Here is an 18,633-nt window from a genome sequence, read left to right on the forward strand (position 1 = left end):
AAAGTCATGAAAGACGAGAAAACCCTTTCTAAAGAAACCCGAAGAAGATTTCTTAAAAAAGCAGGCGCAGCCGCTGTTTTCAGCGCGGGTTCGTTTCAAATGCCCCTCGGCCTAGCAAACAGCTTTGACCTCAGCAAAAAAAATCAGCTCAAAGTTGGGCTGGTCGGTTGCGGTGGTCGAGGTACAGGTGCTGCGGTACAAGCATTAAATGCTGACCCAGATGTTGTATTGCATGCCATGGCAGATGCCTTTGAAGATAGATTGACAAGTTCTTTGGCCTTATTAAAAAAAGCACATGGTGAGCGCATAAAGGTTGATAAGACAAGGCAATTTGTAGGTTTCGATGCGTGTCAAAAATTGATAGATTCAGGTGTTGACGTGGTACTTCTTGCTAGCCCCCCAGGCTTTCGACCCGACCATTTGACCGCAGCTATAGATGCGGGCAAACATGTCTTCTATGAAAAACCTGTGGCAGTTGATGCCCCTGGTGTTCGCAAAGTATTAGAAGCTGCAAAAAAGGCCAAAACAAAAAATCTTTCTATAGTCTCTGGTTTCTGTTTTCGGTATGACCTTCAAAAACAGGCCCTCTATGGTAAGGTATTGGATGGTGCCATTGGCGAGATCAAATCAATATCGTCTACCCGTAACGGGGGCGAACTTTGGTTTAAAGAAAGACAACCTGAGTGGACAGACATGGAATACCAACTTCGAAATTGGTATTACCAAAATTGGTTTTCGGGTGACTTTATCGTAGAGCAATATGTTCATAGTTTAGATATGATTACTTGGGCACTAGGTGAAAAGCTACCCTCGTCGGCTACGGCCACCGGTGGTAGACAATGGCGTTCCGACCAAAAATACGGAAACATTTATGACCACTTTGCCATAGAATACGACTATGCAGATGGGGTTAAGGGCTACTGCTTTACCAGACAGCAGCGCGGAGGGTCGACCAAAAACGGAGTAGAGATTCAAGGCGTCTTGGGCAATGCCTACTACGAAGGCAGTCGACATGAGATTACCGGTAAAAACCCGTGGAAATATGAGGGAGAGGCAAACAACATGTACCAATCGGAGCACGACGCCCTTTTCAAATCGATTCGTGAAGGCTCAGGTATAAATGATGGCGAATTAAGCGCGAATAGCACCCTTATGGGTATTATGGGCAGAATGGCCGCCTATACAGGGCAAACCATAAGTTGGGACGATGCTATGAACTCCACCGAAACACTTGGCCCCAAAGCTTATGACTGGGATCTGAAGTTTAATGGACCCGAAATAGCCGTACCCGGAAAAACCAAATTTATCTAACCAAATACAAATTTACAATGAAGTAGTTAGTTCATTTAGGGGAGTGCTCAATGATGTGGTTAATCTTTGAGATCCTATACCAAACCATAGGTTGGCTTACCACCCTCTCTCCTAAATGTTTTTACCATTGTAATAATCTTAAGCCAAATGAAAATGAAATATAGAATCAATTTCACCATCGCTATTGTTCTGACCTTTATAAGCGCGACTAAAATTACAGCGCAAACTGAGGATTTTGGTTTTGAATTCGGCACCGTGACAGAAATGGAAAATCTGTATGCTTCCAATTCTGATAAGCCCGAAACCATAAAATGGCATAACGTCAATACTGAAGAGAACACATGGTCTGTACAAGACGATGGCATCTTGGTATGTAAAGGCCTGCCCATTGGTGTCGTACGTTCTGAAAAGCAATATGAAAATTTTATTCTACATGTGGAATGGCGGCATATGGAAGCCGGAGGAAATTCGGGCATATTCGCATGGAGCAATGCCAACCCTGAGGAGGGAAAAAACTTGCCCGACGGTCTTGAAATTCAAATGCTCGAATTAGACTGGGTCAATCTAAACCTTAGAGATGGAAAAAAACCTCCTATTGCCTATGTACATGGAGAACTTTTCGGAGTCGGCGGGGTAACGACCGTACCTGACAACCCTAGAGGCGAAAGAAGTAAATCTATCGAGAATCGTGCAAAAGGTAAAGGTATTTGGAACACCTATGATGTGGTATGTGTTGATGGCGTCACCAAACTTGCGGTTAATGGAAAGTTCGTTAACGGTATTGCCAAATCTTCACAGAAAAAAGGATACCTGTGTTTAGAATCCGAAGGAGCTGAAATACAATTTCGAAATTTAAGGGTTACCGAACTTCCACCAAGTGTAATATCTCCCGATCAAATAGCGCCTGAATTAAAATAGAAAACAAAACACCCAGTTCTTTTGAGCACTAAACAAATAGGTTTCAGCAGCAGAAATCAAGCCTCTATACACCCTACACTTAAACACTAACAAAAATACTAATGCAATATCATAGACAACTTATCGGTTTATTGATGCTATGTTTTTTACTTAGCGGTTCAAGCCGATACACTAGCCTTGTCGATTCTGAATTTCTGCCCTATTCAGAACTAATTCCCAATTCAGAAATTGAGATACAAATGGTTCCCATAAAAGGAGGTTCCTTCCTCATGGGCAGTCCAGACACAGAAAAAGGTCGCAACAGCGACGAAGGTCCACAACGTAATGTTGAGGTCAATTCTTTTTGGATGGGCACCTATGAAATTACTTGGGAGCAATACAGTCAATTTCTTGAAGAAGAGGTTCAAAACATATCGGGTAAAACCATAACCCTAAAAGACGGTTCAAAGATGAAAGTAGATGGCGTCGCTACCGCAACCCCTATGTACATCGATATGAGCTTCGGCATGGGTAAAGAAGGTTTCCCGGCCATCAATATGACACAATATGCTGCCGCCATGTATGCTAAATGGCTATTTGCCAAGACAGGAAATTTCTATAGACTACCAACAGAAGCAGAATGGGAATATGCTTGCCGCTCAGGTTCTGAAACCGCATATTATTTCGGTAATGAAAAAAGTAAACTGAGCGAATATGCTTGGTATGCTACCAATAGCGGAGAAAAGTACCATAAAGTCGGTAGCAAATTACCGAATGCCTATGGCCTATACGATATGCATGGTAATGTGGCCGAATGGACCATGGATGAATACAAATCCGATTATTTTACCAGTCTAAAGGGCAGTTCCGCAAAAAATCCGTTATTCAAACCTACCAAACTCTATCCCCGTTCGGTACGCGGAGGCTCTTGGGCTGATTCTGCCGAAGACCTACGGTCTGCTAATCGGCAAGGTTCTTCTAAAAAATGGAAGCAACGTGACCCGCAAATGCCTAAAAGTATATGGTGGTTGACCGACGCCCCTTTTGTCGGCTTCCGTTTGGTGCGACCTAAAGAAACACCATCAAAAAAGGAAATTGAAAAATACTGGCTTTCGGTAATGGACGATTTTTAAAAAATAACCAACTAACATCTAACACACCTATTATGAAAAAATCACTTATTCTTCTATTTAGCTTGCTCATTTATACTACTGCACATTCGCAAAAAGATAAAAGTATTTTTAATGGTAAAGATTTATCGGGTTGGACGAAGCATGGTACCGAATATTGGTACGTTGAAGATGGTGAACTAATCTGCGAAAGTGGCCCTGAAGAAAAATACGGTTACCTATCTACCAATAAACCGTATAAAAATTTTATTTTAAATCTCGATTTTAAACTAGAGGCAAACGGAAATAGCGGAGTCTTTATACGTTCACATGTTGGTGGTGACGATGGTACTACCATACGCGGTTGGCAGGTGGAAGTAGCACCGCCGGAACTACATACCGGAGGTATTTACGAATCTACCGTTGGTGGTAGGGGTTGGTTGATCAAACCTGACCCGAAAGATGAAAAACACCTTAATCCCACCGACTGGAACCATATACGAATCGAAGCCAAAGACGACAAGATAACCAGTTGGTTAAACGGTGAAAAAATGGTGGAACTAAAAGATCAAAAAATCGGTGAAGGTAGAGGCTCGGTCGCTCTTCAAATTCATAGTGGTGGCGGTATAAAAGTACGCTGGAAGAATATTCGAATTGAAGAACTAGATTAGCTCTTAAGAACCGGAAAATTAATTGCAATCAAAAATACACCAACCTATGAAAACATTTATAACATACATCACCTTATGCTTAGGTCTGTTCACCAATACTATAGTTTGCTCTGCACAAGCGAATAATCTTCCTCGAATCGCTATAGCCGGTATCGCTACCGAATCAAGTACTTTTTCGCCCGCCTTAACCTCACGAGATGAATTCAGAATACGTACCGGTGAAGCTGTTTTAGACACCTATCCGTTCATGGTGCCAGATTCTATGGTGAGAGAGCGTGCTACCTGGTTGCCATCGCTGGTTGCTGCCACTTCACCAGGTGGCGCAGTAACTAGGGAAGCCTATGAATCACTTGTAGCTGAAACGCTGGATTCATTAAAAAAGAATGGACCTTATGACGGTCTCTACTTCGATATACATGGCGCCATGAGTGTCGTTGGTTTAGATGACCCAGAGGGTGACCTTCTAGCAAGAATTCGCGAAGTTATAGGTACAGAAACTTTAGTGTCGACCTCTATGGATCTACACGGCAATGTTTCATGGCGACTTGCGAAAAACACCGATTTGATTACTTGTTTTCGAATGGCTCCTCATGAAGATCGCTACGAAACCAAAAAGAGAGCTATTGTAAATCTTTTGGATAGATTGGAAAACGGTAAAGGAAAACCACTTTACAAAGCTTGGGTACCGGTTCCTATTTTACTGCCTGGGGAAAAAACGAGTACCAGGGTAGAACCTGCCAAAAGCCTTTATGCCAAAATACCTGCGATAGAACAACAACAAGGAGTTATCGATGCTGCCATCTGGATAGGTTATGCATGGGCCGATGAACCCAGAAACCATGCTGTCGTAATGGTCACAGGTGATGATAGAGCACAGGTGAGTGCATCAGCGGAAAAATTGGCAACCGATTTTTGGAATGTAAGGTCACAATTTGATTTCGTTGCCCCCGTAGATTCACTTACTGGCAGTTTGAACAAGGCTTTGGCCAGCAAGAAACATCCTTTCTTTATTAGTGACTCGGGCGACAACCCTACCGCCGGTGGTGCTGGTGACGTTACATGGACCTTGACAAAAATACTGGAGCGTCCAGAATTCAAATCCAAAAATGGTCCATCACTTATATATGCTTCCATACCGGGGCCAGACTTGTTCAAAAAGGCCACGGCCGCAAATGTCGGTGATCAAATAGAAGGTCATGTCGGCGCAAAATTAGATGCTCGCTTCGCCCCTCCACTAAAACTTAACGGTACCATCGAAAGTGTTGGTGAAAATGCCGTGGTTATTAGAGTCGGTAGCGTACGAGTAATAGTTTCTAGCGATAGAAATCGAAAAACAAATTTTTCAGACCTAAATCTTAAGCCTCTAAAAACAGACATTATCGTAGTTAAAATGGGCTATTTAGTACCAGACCTTTACAATATGCGTAAAGATTGGATCATGGCCCTAACACCGGGTGGTGTCGACCAAGATTTAATGAGTTTAGATTATTTTAGAATAAATAGACCTATGTTTCCTTTTGATAATCACCAAACCCAACCCAACCTAGAGGCGAGACTTATACCTGCTTCCGATGAATTTGTTCCTGCACCTTATGGGCAATAAACCAATATAGTATCGATTACCTTGCATGAATAACTCTCAACTCATACTATGAAGAATTCCCTTCGAATAAAATTATCCACTTTAATGCTATTGGAGTATTTTATTTGGGGGGCGTGGTATGTAACCATGGGCACCTATTTATTAAGTTCTTTGGAGGTTGGAGCTACCCAGGTCGGTGCGGCTTACGCCAACTTATCGATTGCCGCCATTCTGTCCCCTTTTTTTATCGGGCTTATTGCCGATCGGTTTTTCTCAGCAAAAAACGTTTTGGCCTTGCTTCATTTATTGGGGGGCATCTCACTCTATTTAATAAGCTTTACAGCTGATTTTCAATCATTTTGGTGGCTGATACTATTATATACGCTTTTATATATGCCGACAATATCACTGGTGAATTCCATATCATTTTCACAGCTGAAAGATCCTGATAAAGAATTTCCGCTCATTAGGGTATTCGGAACTTTAGGCTGGATCGCCGCAGGGCTATTGGTCGGTTTTATGGAGTTGGAAACCTCTCATTTAACTTTTCAAATAGCAGCGACATGCTCTATTTTATTGGCAGTGCTCTGCCTATTCTTGCCCAATACGAAGTCTACCGGCGAACAGAAGAGCCTATCTTCAATTTTAGGCTTAGACGCGCTCGTATTATTTAAAGACCGCTCGTTTGTAATATTCTTTATAAGTTCGATTGTTATATGCATTCCGCTCGCCTTTTACTATAGTTTCGCCAATCCCTTTCTTAACGATATAGGTTTTGAGAACGCCGCTGGAAAAATGACCTTGGGGCAACTCTCTGAATTCTTGTTTTTACTTTTAATGCCATTTGCGTTTCGAAAGTTTGGACTCAAAAAAGTTATGATTGCCGGAATGATGGCTTGGGCGATTCGATATTTGCTCTTTGCTTTCTCCGATGACCTTAACGACCAATGGATGCTCTACACAGCCATTATTTTGCACGGTATATGTTATGATTTCTTTTTTGTATCCGGTCAAATATATATTGATAAGAAAGCTGATAAATCTTTCCGGAATGCGGCACAAGGTTTGATCACCTTTGCTACTTACGGTTTAGGTATGTTGATCGGGTCTTATACTTCTGGCTGGGTCACGCAATGGTTTGCTGCCGATATAGATTCATCAACAAGCTACCAATGGCAATCAGTGTGGTTGGTACCGGCGGCCATAGCATTAATCACAGGGGTTTTGTTTATGATCCTGTTCAAAGTAAAAAATGAAAAAATCAATTAATAGAACTTAGGAAGCATATTTGACCATCACTGCTTCCCCAAAAAGAAAAACTTTATGACAGATTCTAAAAAACCTATTCGGGTCTTGGTAGTCGGCTGTGGCAATATGGGAGCATCCCATGCCATAGCTTATCACAACTTGAAAGAATTCTCTATTTGTGGCTTGGTTTCGACCGGTAAAAGCAAAGAAATATTGAATGAAAAACTAAACAATGAATACCCGTTGTTCAACAATTACGAAGAAGCATTGGCGGTAACCGAACCCGATGCAGTTTGTATATCTACCTACCCTGACACGCATGAAGAGTTTGCCATTATGGCCTTAGATAAAGGTTGTAATGTCTTTATGGAAAAACCGCTTGCAGATACGGTTCAAGGCGCAGAACGCATTGCCAAAAAAGCAATTGAAACCGGTAAAAAGGTGGTTGTCGGTTATATATTAAGACACCACCCTTCATGGCAAAAATTTGTAGAGCTTAGCCAAAAGCTAGGTAAGCCGCTCGTAATGCGCATGAACTTAAATCAGCAAAGTAAGGGGGAAATGTGGAATGTTCACCGAAACTTGATGAAGAGCTTGAGCCCCATTGTTGACTGTGGTGTACATTACATCGATGTCATGTGCCAAATGACAAAATCAAAACCTGTTCAAGTAAATGCTATTGGTGCAAGAATGACAGAAGACATTCCCGAGTGGAACTATAATTACGGGCAATTGCAAATACGTTTTGAAGACGGATCAGTAGGCTGGTATGAAGCCGGATGGGGGCCCATGGTAAGTGAAACCGCATTCTTCATTAAAGATGTCTTTGGCCCTCAAGGTTCGGTATCCATAGTGGCCAAAAATGCATCTTCATCGGGAAAATCAGATTCGGTCGAGGCGCATACCAATACCGAAGCCATCTTATATCACCATGCTGCACTAGATGATAAAAATCATTTTATTAAAGAAGATTCGACAATAAATCTAGAAGATGAACCCGACCATCAGGAGCTCTGCACAAGAGAACAGCAGTATTTTCATAAGGCAATTTCTGAAAATATCGACTTAACGAACCATCTAGAAGATGCAGTAAATAGCTTGCGTATTGCGTTTGCTTGCGATCAATCGATTCGAACGCAAAAATCAGTGAATTTGTAGGCAACCTCTGGAAGGTCTATTTCTTCTGCTAAAGAGTAAAAATATACAGTATAGACTTGCAACAAAAAAAGCCGACTCCTAAAAGTCGGCTTTTCCTTTGTACAGGCGGAGAGACTCGAACTCTCACACCTTGCGGCACTAGATCCTAAGTTTTTTCTAATTTGTACCTATAAATATTAAAACGCCTTATTATCAATTACTTATGAAATTGTATAAATCAAATAATACCATAAAAAGTCATATAAAACCATCATTTGTTGTACCTATGTTGTACCCAGATTTTGTATCTTTATTTAAAATTAAGGCCATGGCAACGATTCAAGCGACACTAAGAAGAAAGAAAAATAACGCAGGGCTTTATCCAATTTCTATCCGCATTACCAAAAATAGGAAATCTACCTATATGTATACAGGACAATACGTTGATGAAAAATATTGGGACTCTGTAAAGAACAAAGTCAAAAAAAATCATCCTAACGCTACACGACTGAACAATCTGATTTCGGCCAAGTTGGCGGAAATCAATAAATCACTTTTGGATATCGAGAGCGATACCAAACCGATCGCTCGAATAGAAGAAATCAAGAATACCATTAAAAACAAGCATAAGAATCATTCGTTTTACACATTTGCCGAAGCTTATTTTGAGGAACTGGAAAAAAACAAGAAGTATTCGCGCATCAATTGTGAACGCCCCTTATTGAATAGGATTAAAGGGTATCCAAGGGCAAAAACGCTGACCTTCGAAGCTATTACCCCTCTTTTCTTGCGAGGCTTTATCTCCTTCCTAAGAAGCACCAAAGATTCCGTTGGGGAAAGAAGTATCGTAAATACGCTGATTTTCATACGCACACTGTACAACAGGGCCTCGCAGCAAAACATTGTATCCAGAGACAGTTATCCTTTTGGGAATACCGATGGAAAGATTAAAATAAGAATTCCAAAATCTATTAAAATCGGTCTTACTTCAGAGGAAATCAAAATCATCGAAGATCTAGACCTTTCCGATAACCCCAAACAACACCACACACGAAATGTATTTCTTTTTAGTTTCTATCTCGCCGGAATGCGAGTTTCCGATGTAGTTCAAATGACTTGGGCAAACGTGCAAGGAGAACGGATATATTATACCATGAATAAGAATCAAAAAAACCTTTCGCTCAAAATACATGGTAAACTTCGGAAAATATTGGATGAGTACCTCCCGACGAAAACCGCGCACACCGATTATATATTTCCTGAATTAAAAGAAGCCGCCAATAATCCGAAAGATATTTTAAGGGTTAGCAAAACAGCAAACAAAAGACTTAATAGATATTTGGCGCAAATTGCCGAAAGAGCGGGAATTACAAAGAAAATCACGATGCACGTTTCCCGTCATTCCTTTGGGAATATATCTGGTGATCGAATTCCATTACAAGTTTTGCAAAAACTCTATAATCATTCCGATATTAAAACAACCATTGACTACCAGCAAAACTTTGTAAATAAGGATTTGGACGATGCTCTTGATAGTGTTATTGGTTTTTGATCAGTATGAATTTTATGACTAATTACATGGATAAAAGCTTTTGAATAATCCGTATTTTTCCTTTTTACTATATAATAAAAAAGCAACCAGGACTATCAAATCTCAAAATCGACAATGGTAGTAACTATTTCATCCCCCCAAATCTTTCCATAACTAACCTGCGCGTGGATTCTGCGGAGTTTCTTTAGCGTTCCGGTAGATAAGCGTTAAGAAGAAACTCCGTAGGGCGCAAACCTACCTTGGCTGGGCACACCATACCTTTTCTCTCCCTATCCACAAAAAAAGCGCCAGTAGGGCGAAAATTCTTCATCAAAACATCTGTTCAAATTCTATAAAGAAGGGCCCATGCCTTTCCTCTTGAATTTTGTAAAATCCGTAAACTCATCCTTGAACCCGTTGAACATTTCTTCTTCTTTGAAACTATTGCCTCCCAACATATTTCCAAGGGCATAAACACCCTTTCGAAGCAGAAGCACCTGTTTTCTATCCACTTGCTTTCGGGAAACAGTACCTAGAGCTTCCTTAAATCCTTTTTCCATATGATGTTCAATGATTGTCAGGGGCAGATTGGGTCTTACCCCATCCAATACGAACAGATAGGCCGCCTTCGTATATTGCCCTCGCTCCATTAAATGCGAAGACCAGAGATTTTTCAAATTGCCCCTCCCATCGGTTGTAATGCTTTCCAAGATTTCTGCTTGGTTATTCAAAACCAGATTCAGGTTCTTTACCGATTCCAGATAGGTCTGTGTTTTTGGAGTAAGTGGAACTTGTACCGGGTACTTGGAATATATAGAAGAGATGCACAACTTTTCTTCCTTTCGCTCAAAATAGAAGCCTTTGGCATTGAAAAATGCCATATAATCCCTTGGAGATTTCTCGAAGGATATCTGCATGCGTTCGGCGAATTTATGATAAGACTTCAGGCTAAAAAGTTCGAATCGCTGCCTATATTTTTGGGTCATGGCCGCATAGAGGTTCGGGAACATCAATGGCAGGAATATCGCCGTCGGACGTAGGTCGATTTCTTTTTCGGTCTTGTCGTTCAGGAGACCGTCCAAGACCGTTTCGTTTTCCCTGATGAAGCTAGGGGAAGCATAAAATTCGATTTGTTCCGGATACGGCACCTTACCTATATCCAGTTTTGATCGATGCTGATAGGAATTTGCATAGATAAGGTTGTCCTTATCATATCTTGTACCAAGACTGTGTATAAACTCAAAAAGAACCCGCTTTTGTTTTGGTGCTTCGAATAGTTGCTTGCCAATGGCCTGCTTTATTAGTTCGGCCTTAGAATTCAGTTCCTTTTCTTCCTTGACCAATTCCGTGATGTATTGCTTTTCCTTTACAATAGTGAATTGCTCTTGTATCATCCTGCTTAAACTCCGGTTGTCAGTGCGCGGATATTTTTTAAAAAATAGAAAACGTTCCGATTTGGTCATTTCCATGACTATGGCCTTTATCGGCATCCTTTCGATATGTTCGGAAAAAAGAAACTTTTTCCCCGAATTCCGGTAGGTGCTTTCATAGGCTTCCTTGATGGACTTTTGAATTTCCAGTTTTAGTTGCTTGCTTTCCGCATCTATCTGGGTGTATTCATTATTGAATTTTTCGGGGTTCTTTCGGATTGCGATATGGGGTGCTATTTCTTTGGATTTGAGAACATATCCCGATTTTTCATAGATGGTAAAATCCACGGGGGTTTCTTGCTCGTCATATTCTATTTTGCAATCTAGATTTTGATAGGAGTCTAGGATGTCGGGAAGATGATCGGGATTTATGTTCTTGAAAAGTCCGTAGGTGGTATCCAGTTGTTTTTCCAATCGCTTTTTGACCATCGGCAACAGTTTAGAGCTTTTATTTTGTTCAAAGACTTTTTGCAGTTTTGGTCCGCTCAATTGGGGATGCACTGTATAGCCGTTGATAAATCTCGATTTGTAGCCATCTTTTACGGCAACTCCAAAAGACACTCCTATCCTGCCATTTCGCTCGACCGTCCTTAGCTCGATGTGGTGGTCTTTGAGGTGTCCGGCCAGTTCCTTAAAGCTCCGCACCTTGTACTTTTGCAAAGCGATATTCACGATGTCCTGTATATAGAACCTGACCCCATTAATGTCACGGTTCCGGAATTCTGGCATTTCATATATCGGAAGTTCCTTCGTCTGTTTTGTATCGGGCGACGGGGAAAGTCCGAATTCTTTTTCCAAATATTTCTGGGTCGCTATGCTCCTTCTGATATCGTTGGAGAGGTTTATCTGTAAACAATCTTCCTTGATGGTGGACGAGACGATATGTACGTGCTCATGTTTGGTGTCATGATGTCTTATAACAACATAGGGCTGTTCGCCATAGCCCATATGGTTCATATAGTTTTTGGAAAGTTCGAAAAAGTCAGTATCGTTCAAGTACTCGCCACGTGGAAGGTTAAGCGAGATATGCGCATACCTTTTTTCCGAGTCATGGCGATTGCCAAGATGGTAAAGCACGCGTCCGAAAAACTTCATATCGGTATTGGTATCGGAATACGTATTCTGAAAGCCTAGAATCGTGCTTTGCGATTTGCCCATTACATAATTCAATACGCCCTGAACATTTTCTCGATAAAGAATCCTTGCTATCATTTTTGGGTTTTATCGTTCATCGTTTCAATGAGTTCGAGCATCAGTTCGTTGGCCTTTTCCAATTCCCTTTCAAGGTTGGAATTTGGACTTCTCATGTTCTTGTAGTTAGCCACTTTTACAAGTTGGTTGATGTTGGTGCCTATCTTATTGATTTGATAACTGAGGTTGGAGATACCATCAGGAATCTGTTTTTCCTTCGTAGTTTTTTTGTTCAAAATGAGCTTTCTCAAGAACGGGCCGACCGTTCCCCTTTTCCCGAAATCAAGGTTGTATGATTGCAGGATGGACTTTACTTTTTCCAGTTCCGTTCCGTTGAACCTGAGCGTTATGGCATGCTCCCTTTTCCTGTCTCCGAGACGTTTTCTTCCACCTTTATTGCCAGCCATTTTTTAAACCGATTTTATCGTTTTTCACTTCGTCAGAAGTAGGCGTTTTTGCGATGCGCAAAACATCACTTGCTATCCACCTTCGTGGATAAATATATGTAATAGATTTTAAATATAACTAACTTATAATCAGTATTTTAACTCTATAAATCATATCAAACCATATTAGATTATATGGAACCAATCCACAGTTTTATCTGGTCTAATATGGTGTTCAAAAAATTAGTGAAATATGAAAATATTCAAGTTTGTTGTGGGTAGGGAGAAGAAAGGGCAAGCGGTTTTTTCCACCGCTTGTTCTTTTGCGCGGCTCCGAGGGGGTATGGCAAAACTGGAACGAAAAGACGGCCGTGCGGATAAGCGAAGCGTGTCCGCACGAAAGGATTGGAGAGGAAGAGTTGCCAGACTTCCGCAGGGGCTTTGAAACAAAAATTAAATCAATTGTATCATCCAAACAATCTCATTTATGAACAGAAATACTCAACTTATATTTGAACAAAAAGTTTATTTCGTCCCTTTAACTAAAAATGACTACGTAGAACTTAATTTTTTCTAAAATAAATGTTTTTTATCTACGTTTGATAAGTTCAATCTAACCAACGACATGCCCTTCAAATCTCAGTACCCCCGTCAAAGTACTTTTTATTGTATTTTTTCCTTGGTAACATTGCTATTGATGGGCCTTACTTCCAGAGCGCAAGATTCATATCAGGTTTCCGTAAATACTTTGAATAATTCCGATTGCAGTACCAATGATGGCAGAATAGCAATAGGTGTATTGACAGATAATGCTATCTGTCAAGAAGTAGTAACGAAAAAGCGGATAGCATTTTCAGATAGCGAGATTTTAGATTTTGTAATCGCGGATTTCCACAATGACAATTTAGATGATGTAGTTTATAGCAATGGAAATTCCCTGATATTACTCAAAAATGAGGGTGCAGAGATTTTCGTTGAAAACATTTTAGATGACTCGATTACCAATATCAATACTCTTGCCTTTGGCGACATTGATTCTGACGGTAATAAAGACCTAATTGCACGCAGCAGCACTAAATTATTTTGGTTCAAAAATAATGGAGTTTCATTTGAAAAAATCGAAATACTGCCTTCCAACGCATATACCTACTTTTCTATATCAGATTATGACGGCGATGGCATAACCGATATTCTTGCGGCATCCAACTCTAGTGTAAGGTTGCTTGTAAACGATGGGAATGAAAATTTCACAAATACTGCTTTGGCTTCAATCTCTGACAATATTGAGTCCATCGACTGGAATGGAGATGGATTTTTAGACTTTCTCGAATATGGCGATGAAACCGTGGAGATACATCAAAATGATGGCAATGGCAACTTTACGAAGAGTGAGTTATATGATACTTTCGTTTACGATGTCAAGGACATTGCGGTTACAGACCATGAAGGTGATGGCGATATGGATTTCTTTACTTTGAACGAGGCGAGCAATTATAGTTCCAATGGCATAAGTTTGATTTTGAACAATGGCAATGGAACATTTAGCAGAACATTTGTTTATGAAGAAAGATGGAATTTTCTTGATAAATTGATCCCGGGCGACATTAACAATGATGGATCTATGGACGTTATTGCAGGTGCTACGCCCACGAATACCAAGTATATCAATGATGGAAATGGCACTTTCACACGTTCTTTACTATTAGATCATGATGAAACTACACAAGAGTTCAAGTTGTTGGATATCGACAATGCTCTGAAAAACGTTCCACTTTATAGATCGGAGAACGAACTCTTTTGGTTCAAAAGCGAATGCCTAGTGGAAAACCAAAATTCAAAATTTGAGTATTCGATTAATGGTGGTGCCACTTTTCAAGATGACGGATTATTTTCGGGCTTACCAACAGGCTCCTATAACATTAGGGTACGTAATTTAGTGAATTCGGAAGTACAGGATTATTCCGGAAACCCTGTTCTGATAGAAGCCTCGAAAATTGTTATTAATGAGGTTGACACAACTGACTCAAGATACTGTGATAATGGAACCGGGTCAATCAACATAAGTGCGGAGTTTCCATTAAGAAAAGACAATGTCTTTGGTGAAAAGGTCAAAATCGGGAACTTTGCTTCATATTACGTAGATCTTGATTTTGACGGCAATATAGATGTGTTAGGCATTGACAATGGTGCGAATGTGAATAGCCAGATATTTTGGTATAAGAATCACGGTACTGGCGGATTTACCAAACAAAGAATTTACAGTCGAGGAACACAGGATGAAATTAACCACCTGTATACCGTTGATATTGACAATGACAATGACCTTGACATCATAATCGATGTTGAGGGCGGTGATGATGAGAACATATTGATCAATGATGGCAATCAAACATTTACTCGGTACAATTTAGAAATCATAGGTTTTTATGACAGATTAACACCAATCTCCGCTGATATGGATGGTGATGGAGATATTGATTTGCTGGCACGTTCAACGGGTTATCAACAAATGGCATGGCATGAAAACACTGGTGATCGAGGCTCGGGTGGTTCGTATGCGTTCACTAGACATCAAATTTTCGACATCATTGGAGAAATTACTCAAATACATCCTGAGGATATGGATGGCGATGGGGATATTGATTTAATAGTTTCTACTAAATACAATGGTAGTTGGGATGTTGTCGGGGGCCTTTTCTTCTTTGAAAATGACGGCAATCAAAACTTTACCGAAAACATCATTTTCACTGGGGCTAATGTAGAAGAGATAACAATTGATGATTTTGATTTTGATTCTGATCTTGACATCGTCTATACCAGTTCGGGTAAAAACGAGATTAATGTGGCCCTTAATGACGGAAACGAGAATTTCACTGATCAGCTTGTAAGCGGGCAAGCTGGTTACGGGCTTTTTGTGCGTGATATCGACTTGGATGGAAACAAGGATATTATTACGGTTCAGAGAGGGAGTGCTTTCCAAGAACCAAACAAAATAAAATGGTTTAAGAATAATGGTATTGGTAGCTATGAACAAAATACAATTTATGAAGGAGCAACATATCTAGAAACCTTTTTAATTGCGAATGATATTGATAAGGATGGTGATATAGATATCCTTAAAAACGGTGACTACTATTTGAACGAGACCACTTTCGAATTGAATAGCTCTCCTTTGACTTATTCTATTGACGATGGAATAACTTTTAATGCTGGGGCTTCATTTCAAAATTTGAATCCCGGCGAATATAATATTCAAGTCAAATACAAAGACTGCATAGAAGTTTATCCTGATAATCCTATTTCGATCTCAGGCAGATATCCAATAAGTATCGAAGATGTGCAATCAACGGCACCAACGAGTCCGAATGTAAATGATGGTACGATTACGATTACTTCGAGTGCCGAAGACGTGGAGTATTGCGGCGAATTTGATGACGAAGAACTTCTAAATATTGACCAACTGATACCATCCTTGAAATCCTCGATTATTGATTATGATAATGACGGTCTTTTAGATGTTATTGCTTCTCAGAATCAAGAGGTGGTCTGGTTTAAAAAATATGATAATGGCCTTTTTTACAAAAGAAATGTAACAGGTGAAAGAGTTTATGATTATGCCATTGCTGACTTTAATAATGACAATAGGCTTGATGTAGTGGCGAGGCCTTATAATGATTCTGGAATTTCATGGTATGAAAATGTTGGGGAGTCCAACCATCGAAAAACTCTACTTCGAGATGGAATCGGCTTATCTAGATTATATGTCGCCGATTTGAATAAAGATGGCAATATGGATGTAGTTGCCGTTTATCAAAACAACTTTCAGTTATTGATAAATGATGGCAATGGAAATTTTGATTTACGAACAAGCCGTATTGGCAACCGAGATACCATAACCAATATTGCTTTTGATGACATAAATTCGGATGGAGATTTAGATATTATTGCATCATCCGGAAGTTGGATCGCAACCTATTTAAATGATGGAAGCCTAAATTTCGTTGAAGAAACCAAAATTTTGAACTATACTAATAATCAGAAGTTATTTATCGAGGATATTGACGGGGATGGTTTTTTAGATATTTTTTCTCAAAATGAAAACAACACGGACTGGTATCAGAATGACGGCCAAGGCGGATTTGTCCGAATTAATGGCAATACAGCACAATTTGCATACAGAAATGCTCAAATGATTGATATTGATACCGATGGTTCAGTTGATATTCTTTTAGATTATTCGGAAAACGGAATCGATGAACGACGCTGGATAAAAAATCAAGGGCAGGGTTCTTTTGAAGAGCCTGTTACTATTCATCAACATGACGAAGGTTTAGACAATTCCATTTTGTATGATTTCGATGGAGATTCTGATATTGATATTCTTTCGATAAATGCCAATACTCTTAAGTTCTATAAAAATAAATGCAACGAAGACGTTACAACGCTTTTATCCTATTCAATCGATGGGGGTGCTACTTTCCAAGACAGTAATATCTTTTCAAATTTATCACATAACATTGAATACAACGTGGTCGTGAAAGGGGACAACAATGATTGTCAATTGGTTGAATATGGCGAAAATCCGATTCTTTTTTTGAATTCAGATGATAAAGATGGTGATGGTATTAAAGATGATGTGGATAATTGCCCAGACTTAGCTAATCCTAATCAAGAAGATGAAGACGGAAATGGCGTTGGAGATATTTGTGAACCGATTCAGGTTAGTTCTACCTTGACTTCCATCTCTTGCAGCGGAATGACGGACGCTATCATTGAATTAACCGCCGAAGGTGGTTTGGCTCCATATACTTATCAGCTCCTAGATTCCAACAATGCCATAATACGGTCACAACAGGAAACAATGTTCAATAATTTACCCGCGGGTATATTCATTACGAAAGTCGTAGATACTAATTCACAAGAGGCATTTGGAGACACGATAACGATTGTTGAACCAGAGTTCCTAGCGTTGGAGATAATTAAGACTGATGTGTCATGTAAGGGTTCGAATGATGGTCAAGTACAACTTACGGCAACTGGCGGAACTGCTCCATATGAATTTAGTATCGATGGCTCTACCTATGTCACGAACAACTCCTTCTCTTCTCTAATTCCATCTACGATAGAAGTTTTTGTCCGTGATGCAAATGGATGCACCCAGCTAAGCAGTATTACCATAGCCGAACCCGACACACCGGATTTTGATAATGATGGCCTTGGAGATTCTTGTGATCCGGATATTGATGGAGATGGAATCGACAATGATGATGATATTTGCTCAGAAACTCCGGCGGAAAGTTCCGTTGGAACGGATGGATGTATCCCCGAACCTGATGTAGATAGCAATGTTCTGGTTTACCCGAATCCAATTGATATAGGTAATATTACTATTCAAATCCCGGAGTCCTATACAGGTAATGCACAATTATTTCTTTTTTCTAACATAGGTTCACTAGCGAGTAGTCAATCTCTTGAAGTAGCAAATGGCATAATAGAATTCAACATGGACGGATGGGCGTCTGGCGTTTACTCAATAAAAGTTGAAACACCCGAGAATTCATACAATCAACGTATTATCAAGAAATAAAATAATTCGGTATCAACAGACTAATCGGTTGCAATGCCCGCTTGTACAATGAATTCTTCGTTTAGAACAGTATAGTCTAAACTTAGGGCTATTTCATTCTCGCCTTTCGGCAAGGGAATCTTATGGGTGTGGTAGTTCAAATATTCTTCTATTATTACTTGATCTGGTGTAGTAATGCCAAACGACCTATTCATGGCAATAGATGCAGAAGAAATAAGCAAACCGCAAACTAAATTCACAAATACCCTGATTTATATTCCACCTCTTTCAAACCATTTAATCAATTTGATTGTTTATGGATCAATATCCGGGTACGGACTATCGACTTTAATCCGTTTTTCCAAAACACGTTGGAAGTCAATTTTATCTTGACTTTTCCACAAAGACTTTTTTTCTAGCTAATCAACGGAATAGAGAAACCGCAAGAAATTGTTATATCTCGTGGAATAGCTTCTAAATTCCAAGTAAGGTGATTTAACCAATCTATGGATATATAAACCTTCAAACTCATCAGCGGTTTTCGTATTGAAGTACCTAGTATTGTTCCTAATGT

Annotated in this window: 12 protein-coding genes; 9 read left to right on the forward strand and 3 right to left on the reverse strand. The window is 39.9% G+C overall.

Annotation, left to right across the window (positions count from 1 at the left end; translation table 11 throughout):
* The first annotated feature begins 6 nt into the window (after positions 1 to 6).
* The 8 genes from IV512_RS14830 (at position 7) to IV512_RS14865 (ending at position 9,507) form a co-directional block, all read left to right on the forward strand.
* On the forward strand, positions 7 to 1,311 hold the full coding sequence (locus tag IV512_RS14830) for a Gfo/Idh/MocA family protein (RefSeq protein ID WP_209404721.1): 1,305 nt from the start codon (positions 7 to 9) through the stop codon (positions 1,309 to 1,311).
* 153 nt (positions 1,312 to 1,464) lie between these two features.
* The gene (locus IV512_RS14835; RefSeq protein ID WP_209404723.1) at positions 1,465 to 2,229 is read left to right on the forward strand and encodes a DUF1080 domain-containing protein; all 765 of its coding nucleotides are present in this window, start codon (positions 1,465 to 1,467) and stop codon (positions 2,227 to 2,229) included.
* Positions 2,230 to 2,330: 101 nt separating this feature from the next.
* Positions 2,331 to 3,341, forward strand: coding sequence for an SUMF1/EgtB/PvdO family nonheme iron enzyme (locus IV512_RS14840; protein WP_209404725.1), 1,011 nt, complete (start codon positions 2,331 to 2,333; stop codon positions 3,339 to 3,341).
* A gap of 32 nt (positions 3,342 to 3,373) precedes the next feature.
* Positions 3,374 to 3,988: a DUF1080 domain-containing protein gene (locus tag IV512_RS14845; RefSeq protein ID WP_209404727.1), complete on the forward strand. Its 615-nt coding sequence runs from the start codon at positions 3,374 to 3,376 to the stop codon at positions 3,986 to 3,988.
* 46 nt (positions 3,989 to 4,034) lie between these two features.
* Positions 4,035 to 5,591: a M81 family metallopeptidase gene (locus tag IV512_RS14850; RefSeq protein WP_209404729.1), complete on the forward strand. Its 1,557-nt coding sequence runs from the start codon at positions 4,035 to 4,037 to the stop codon at positions 5,589 to 5,591.
* Positions 5,592 to 5,639: 48 nt separating this feature from the next.
* Positions 5,640 to 6,839 (forward strand): nucleoside permease, encoded by a 1,200-nt coding sequence (locus tag IV512_RS14855; protein ID WP_209404730.1) that lies wholly within the window; start codon positions 5,640 to 5,642, stop codon positions 6,837 to 6,839.
* 54 nt (positions 6,840 to 6,893) lie between these two features.
* On the forward strand, positions 6,894 to 7,976 hold the full coding sequence (locus IV512_RS14860) for a Gfo/Idh/MocA family protein (RefSeq protein ID WP_209404732.1): 1,083 nt from the start codon (positions 6,894 to 6,896) through the stop codon (positions 7,974 to 7,976).
* 307 nt (positions 7,977 to 8,283) lie between these two features.
* The gene (locus tag IV512_RS14865) at positions 8,284 to 9,507 is read left to right on the forward strand and encodes a site-specific integrase (RefSeq protein ID WP_209404734.1); all 1,224 of its coding nucleotides are present in this window, start codon (positions 8,284 to 8,286) and stop codon (positions 9,505 to 9,507) included.
* A 329-nt stretch (positions 9,508 to 9,836) separates the two neighbouring features.
* Here the strand turns inward: IV512_RS14865 and IV512_RS14870 are convergent, their stop codons facing one another.
* Entirely contained in the window at positions 9,837 to 12,128 is a 2,292-nt protein-coding gene (locus IV512_RS14870) for a relaxase/mobilization nuclease domain-containing protein (RefSeq protein WP_209404736.1), read from the reverse strand.
* On the reverse strand, positions 12,125 to 12,514 hold the full coding sequence (locus IV512_RS14875) for a plasmid mobilization relaxosome protein MobC (protein ID WP_209404738.1): 390 nt from the start codon (positions 12,512 to 12,514) through the stop codon (positions 12,125 to 12,127). The genes IV512_RS14870 and IV512_RS14875 overlap by 4 nt, the downstream gene beginning before the upstream one ends.
* A 676-nt stretch (positions 12,515 to 13,190) precedes the next feature.
* Here IV512_RS14875 and IV512_RS14880 point away from each other — a divergent pair.
* Entirely contained in the window at positions 13,191 to 18,080 is a 4,890-nt protein-coding gene (locus IV512_RS14880; RefSeq protein ID WP_209404740.1) for an FG-GAP-like repeat-containing protein, read from the forward strand.
* Positions 18,081 to 18,100: 20 nt separating this feature from the next.
* Here IV512_RS14880 and IV512_RS14885 read toward each other — a convergent pair whose 3' ends face one another.
* A complete protein-coding gene (locus IV512_RS14885; protein ID WP_209404742.1) occupies positions 18,101 to 18,319 on the reverse strand; it encodes a hypothetical protein in 219 nt (72 codons plus the stop codon).
* Positions 18,320 to 18,633 lie beyond the last annotated feature (314 nt).

The sequence above is a fragment of the Pseudozobellia sp. WGM2 genome, from assembly GCF_017810075.1.
GTDB lineage: Bacteria > Bacteroidota > Bacteroidia > Flavobacteriales > Flavobacteriaceae > JADNYK01.

Coding starts and splice junctions, on each gene's coding strand:
- IV512_RS14850 (WP_209404729.1), top strand. CDS start 4,035: ATGAAAACATTTATAACATACATCACCTTATGCTTAGGTCTGTTCACC.
- IV512_RS14860 (WP_209404732.1), top strand. CDS start 6,894: ATGACAGATTCTAAAAAACCTATTCGGGTCTTGGTAGTCGGCTGTGGC.
- IV512_RS14840 (WP_209404725.1), top strand. CDS start 2,331: ATGCAATATCATAGACAACTTATCGGTTTATTGATGCTATGTTTTTTA.
- IV512_RS14835 (WP_209404723.1), top strand. CDS start 1,465: ATGAAATATAGAATCAATTTCACCATCGCTATTGTTCTGACCTTTATA.
- IV512_RS14865 (WP_209404734.1), top strand. CDS start 8,284: ATGGCAACGATTCAAGCGACACTAAGAAGAAAGAAAAATAACGCAGGG.
- IV512_RS14875 (WP_209404738.1), bottom strand. CDS start 12,514: ATGGCTGGCAATAAAGGTGGAAGAAAACGTCTCGGAGACAGGAAAAGG.
- IV512_RS14880 (WP_209404740.1), top strand. CDS start 13,191: ATGGGCCTTACTTCCAGAGCGCAAGATTCATATCAGGTTTCCGTAAAT.
- IV512_RS14855 (WP_209404730.1), top strand. CDS start 5,640: ATGAAGAATTCCCTTCGAATAAAATTATCCACTTTAATGCTATTGGAG.
- IV512_RS14830 (WP_209404721.1), top strand. CDS start 7: ATGAAAGACGAGAAAACCCTTTCTAAAGAAACCCGAAGAAGATTTCTT.
- IV512_RS14845 (WP_209404727.1), top strand. CDS start 3,374: ATGAAAAAATCACTTATTCTTCTATTTAGCTTGCTCATTTATACTACT.
- IV512_RS14870 (WP_209404736.1), bottom strand. CDS start 12,128: ATGATAGCAAGGATTCTTTATCGAGAAAATGTTCAGGGCGTATTGAAT.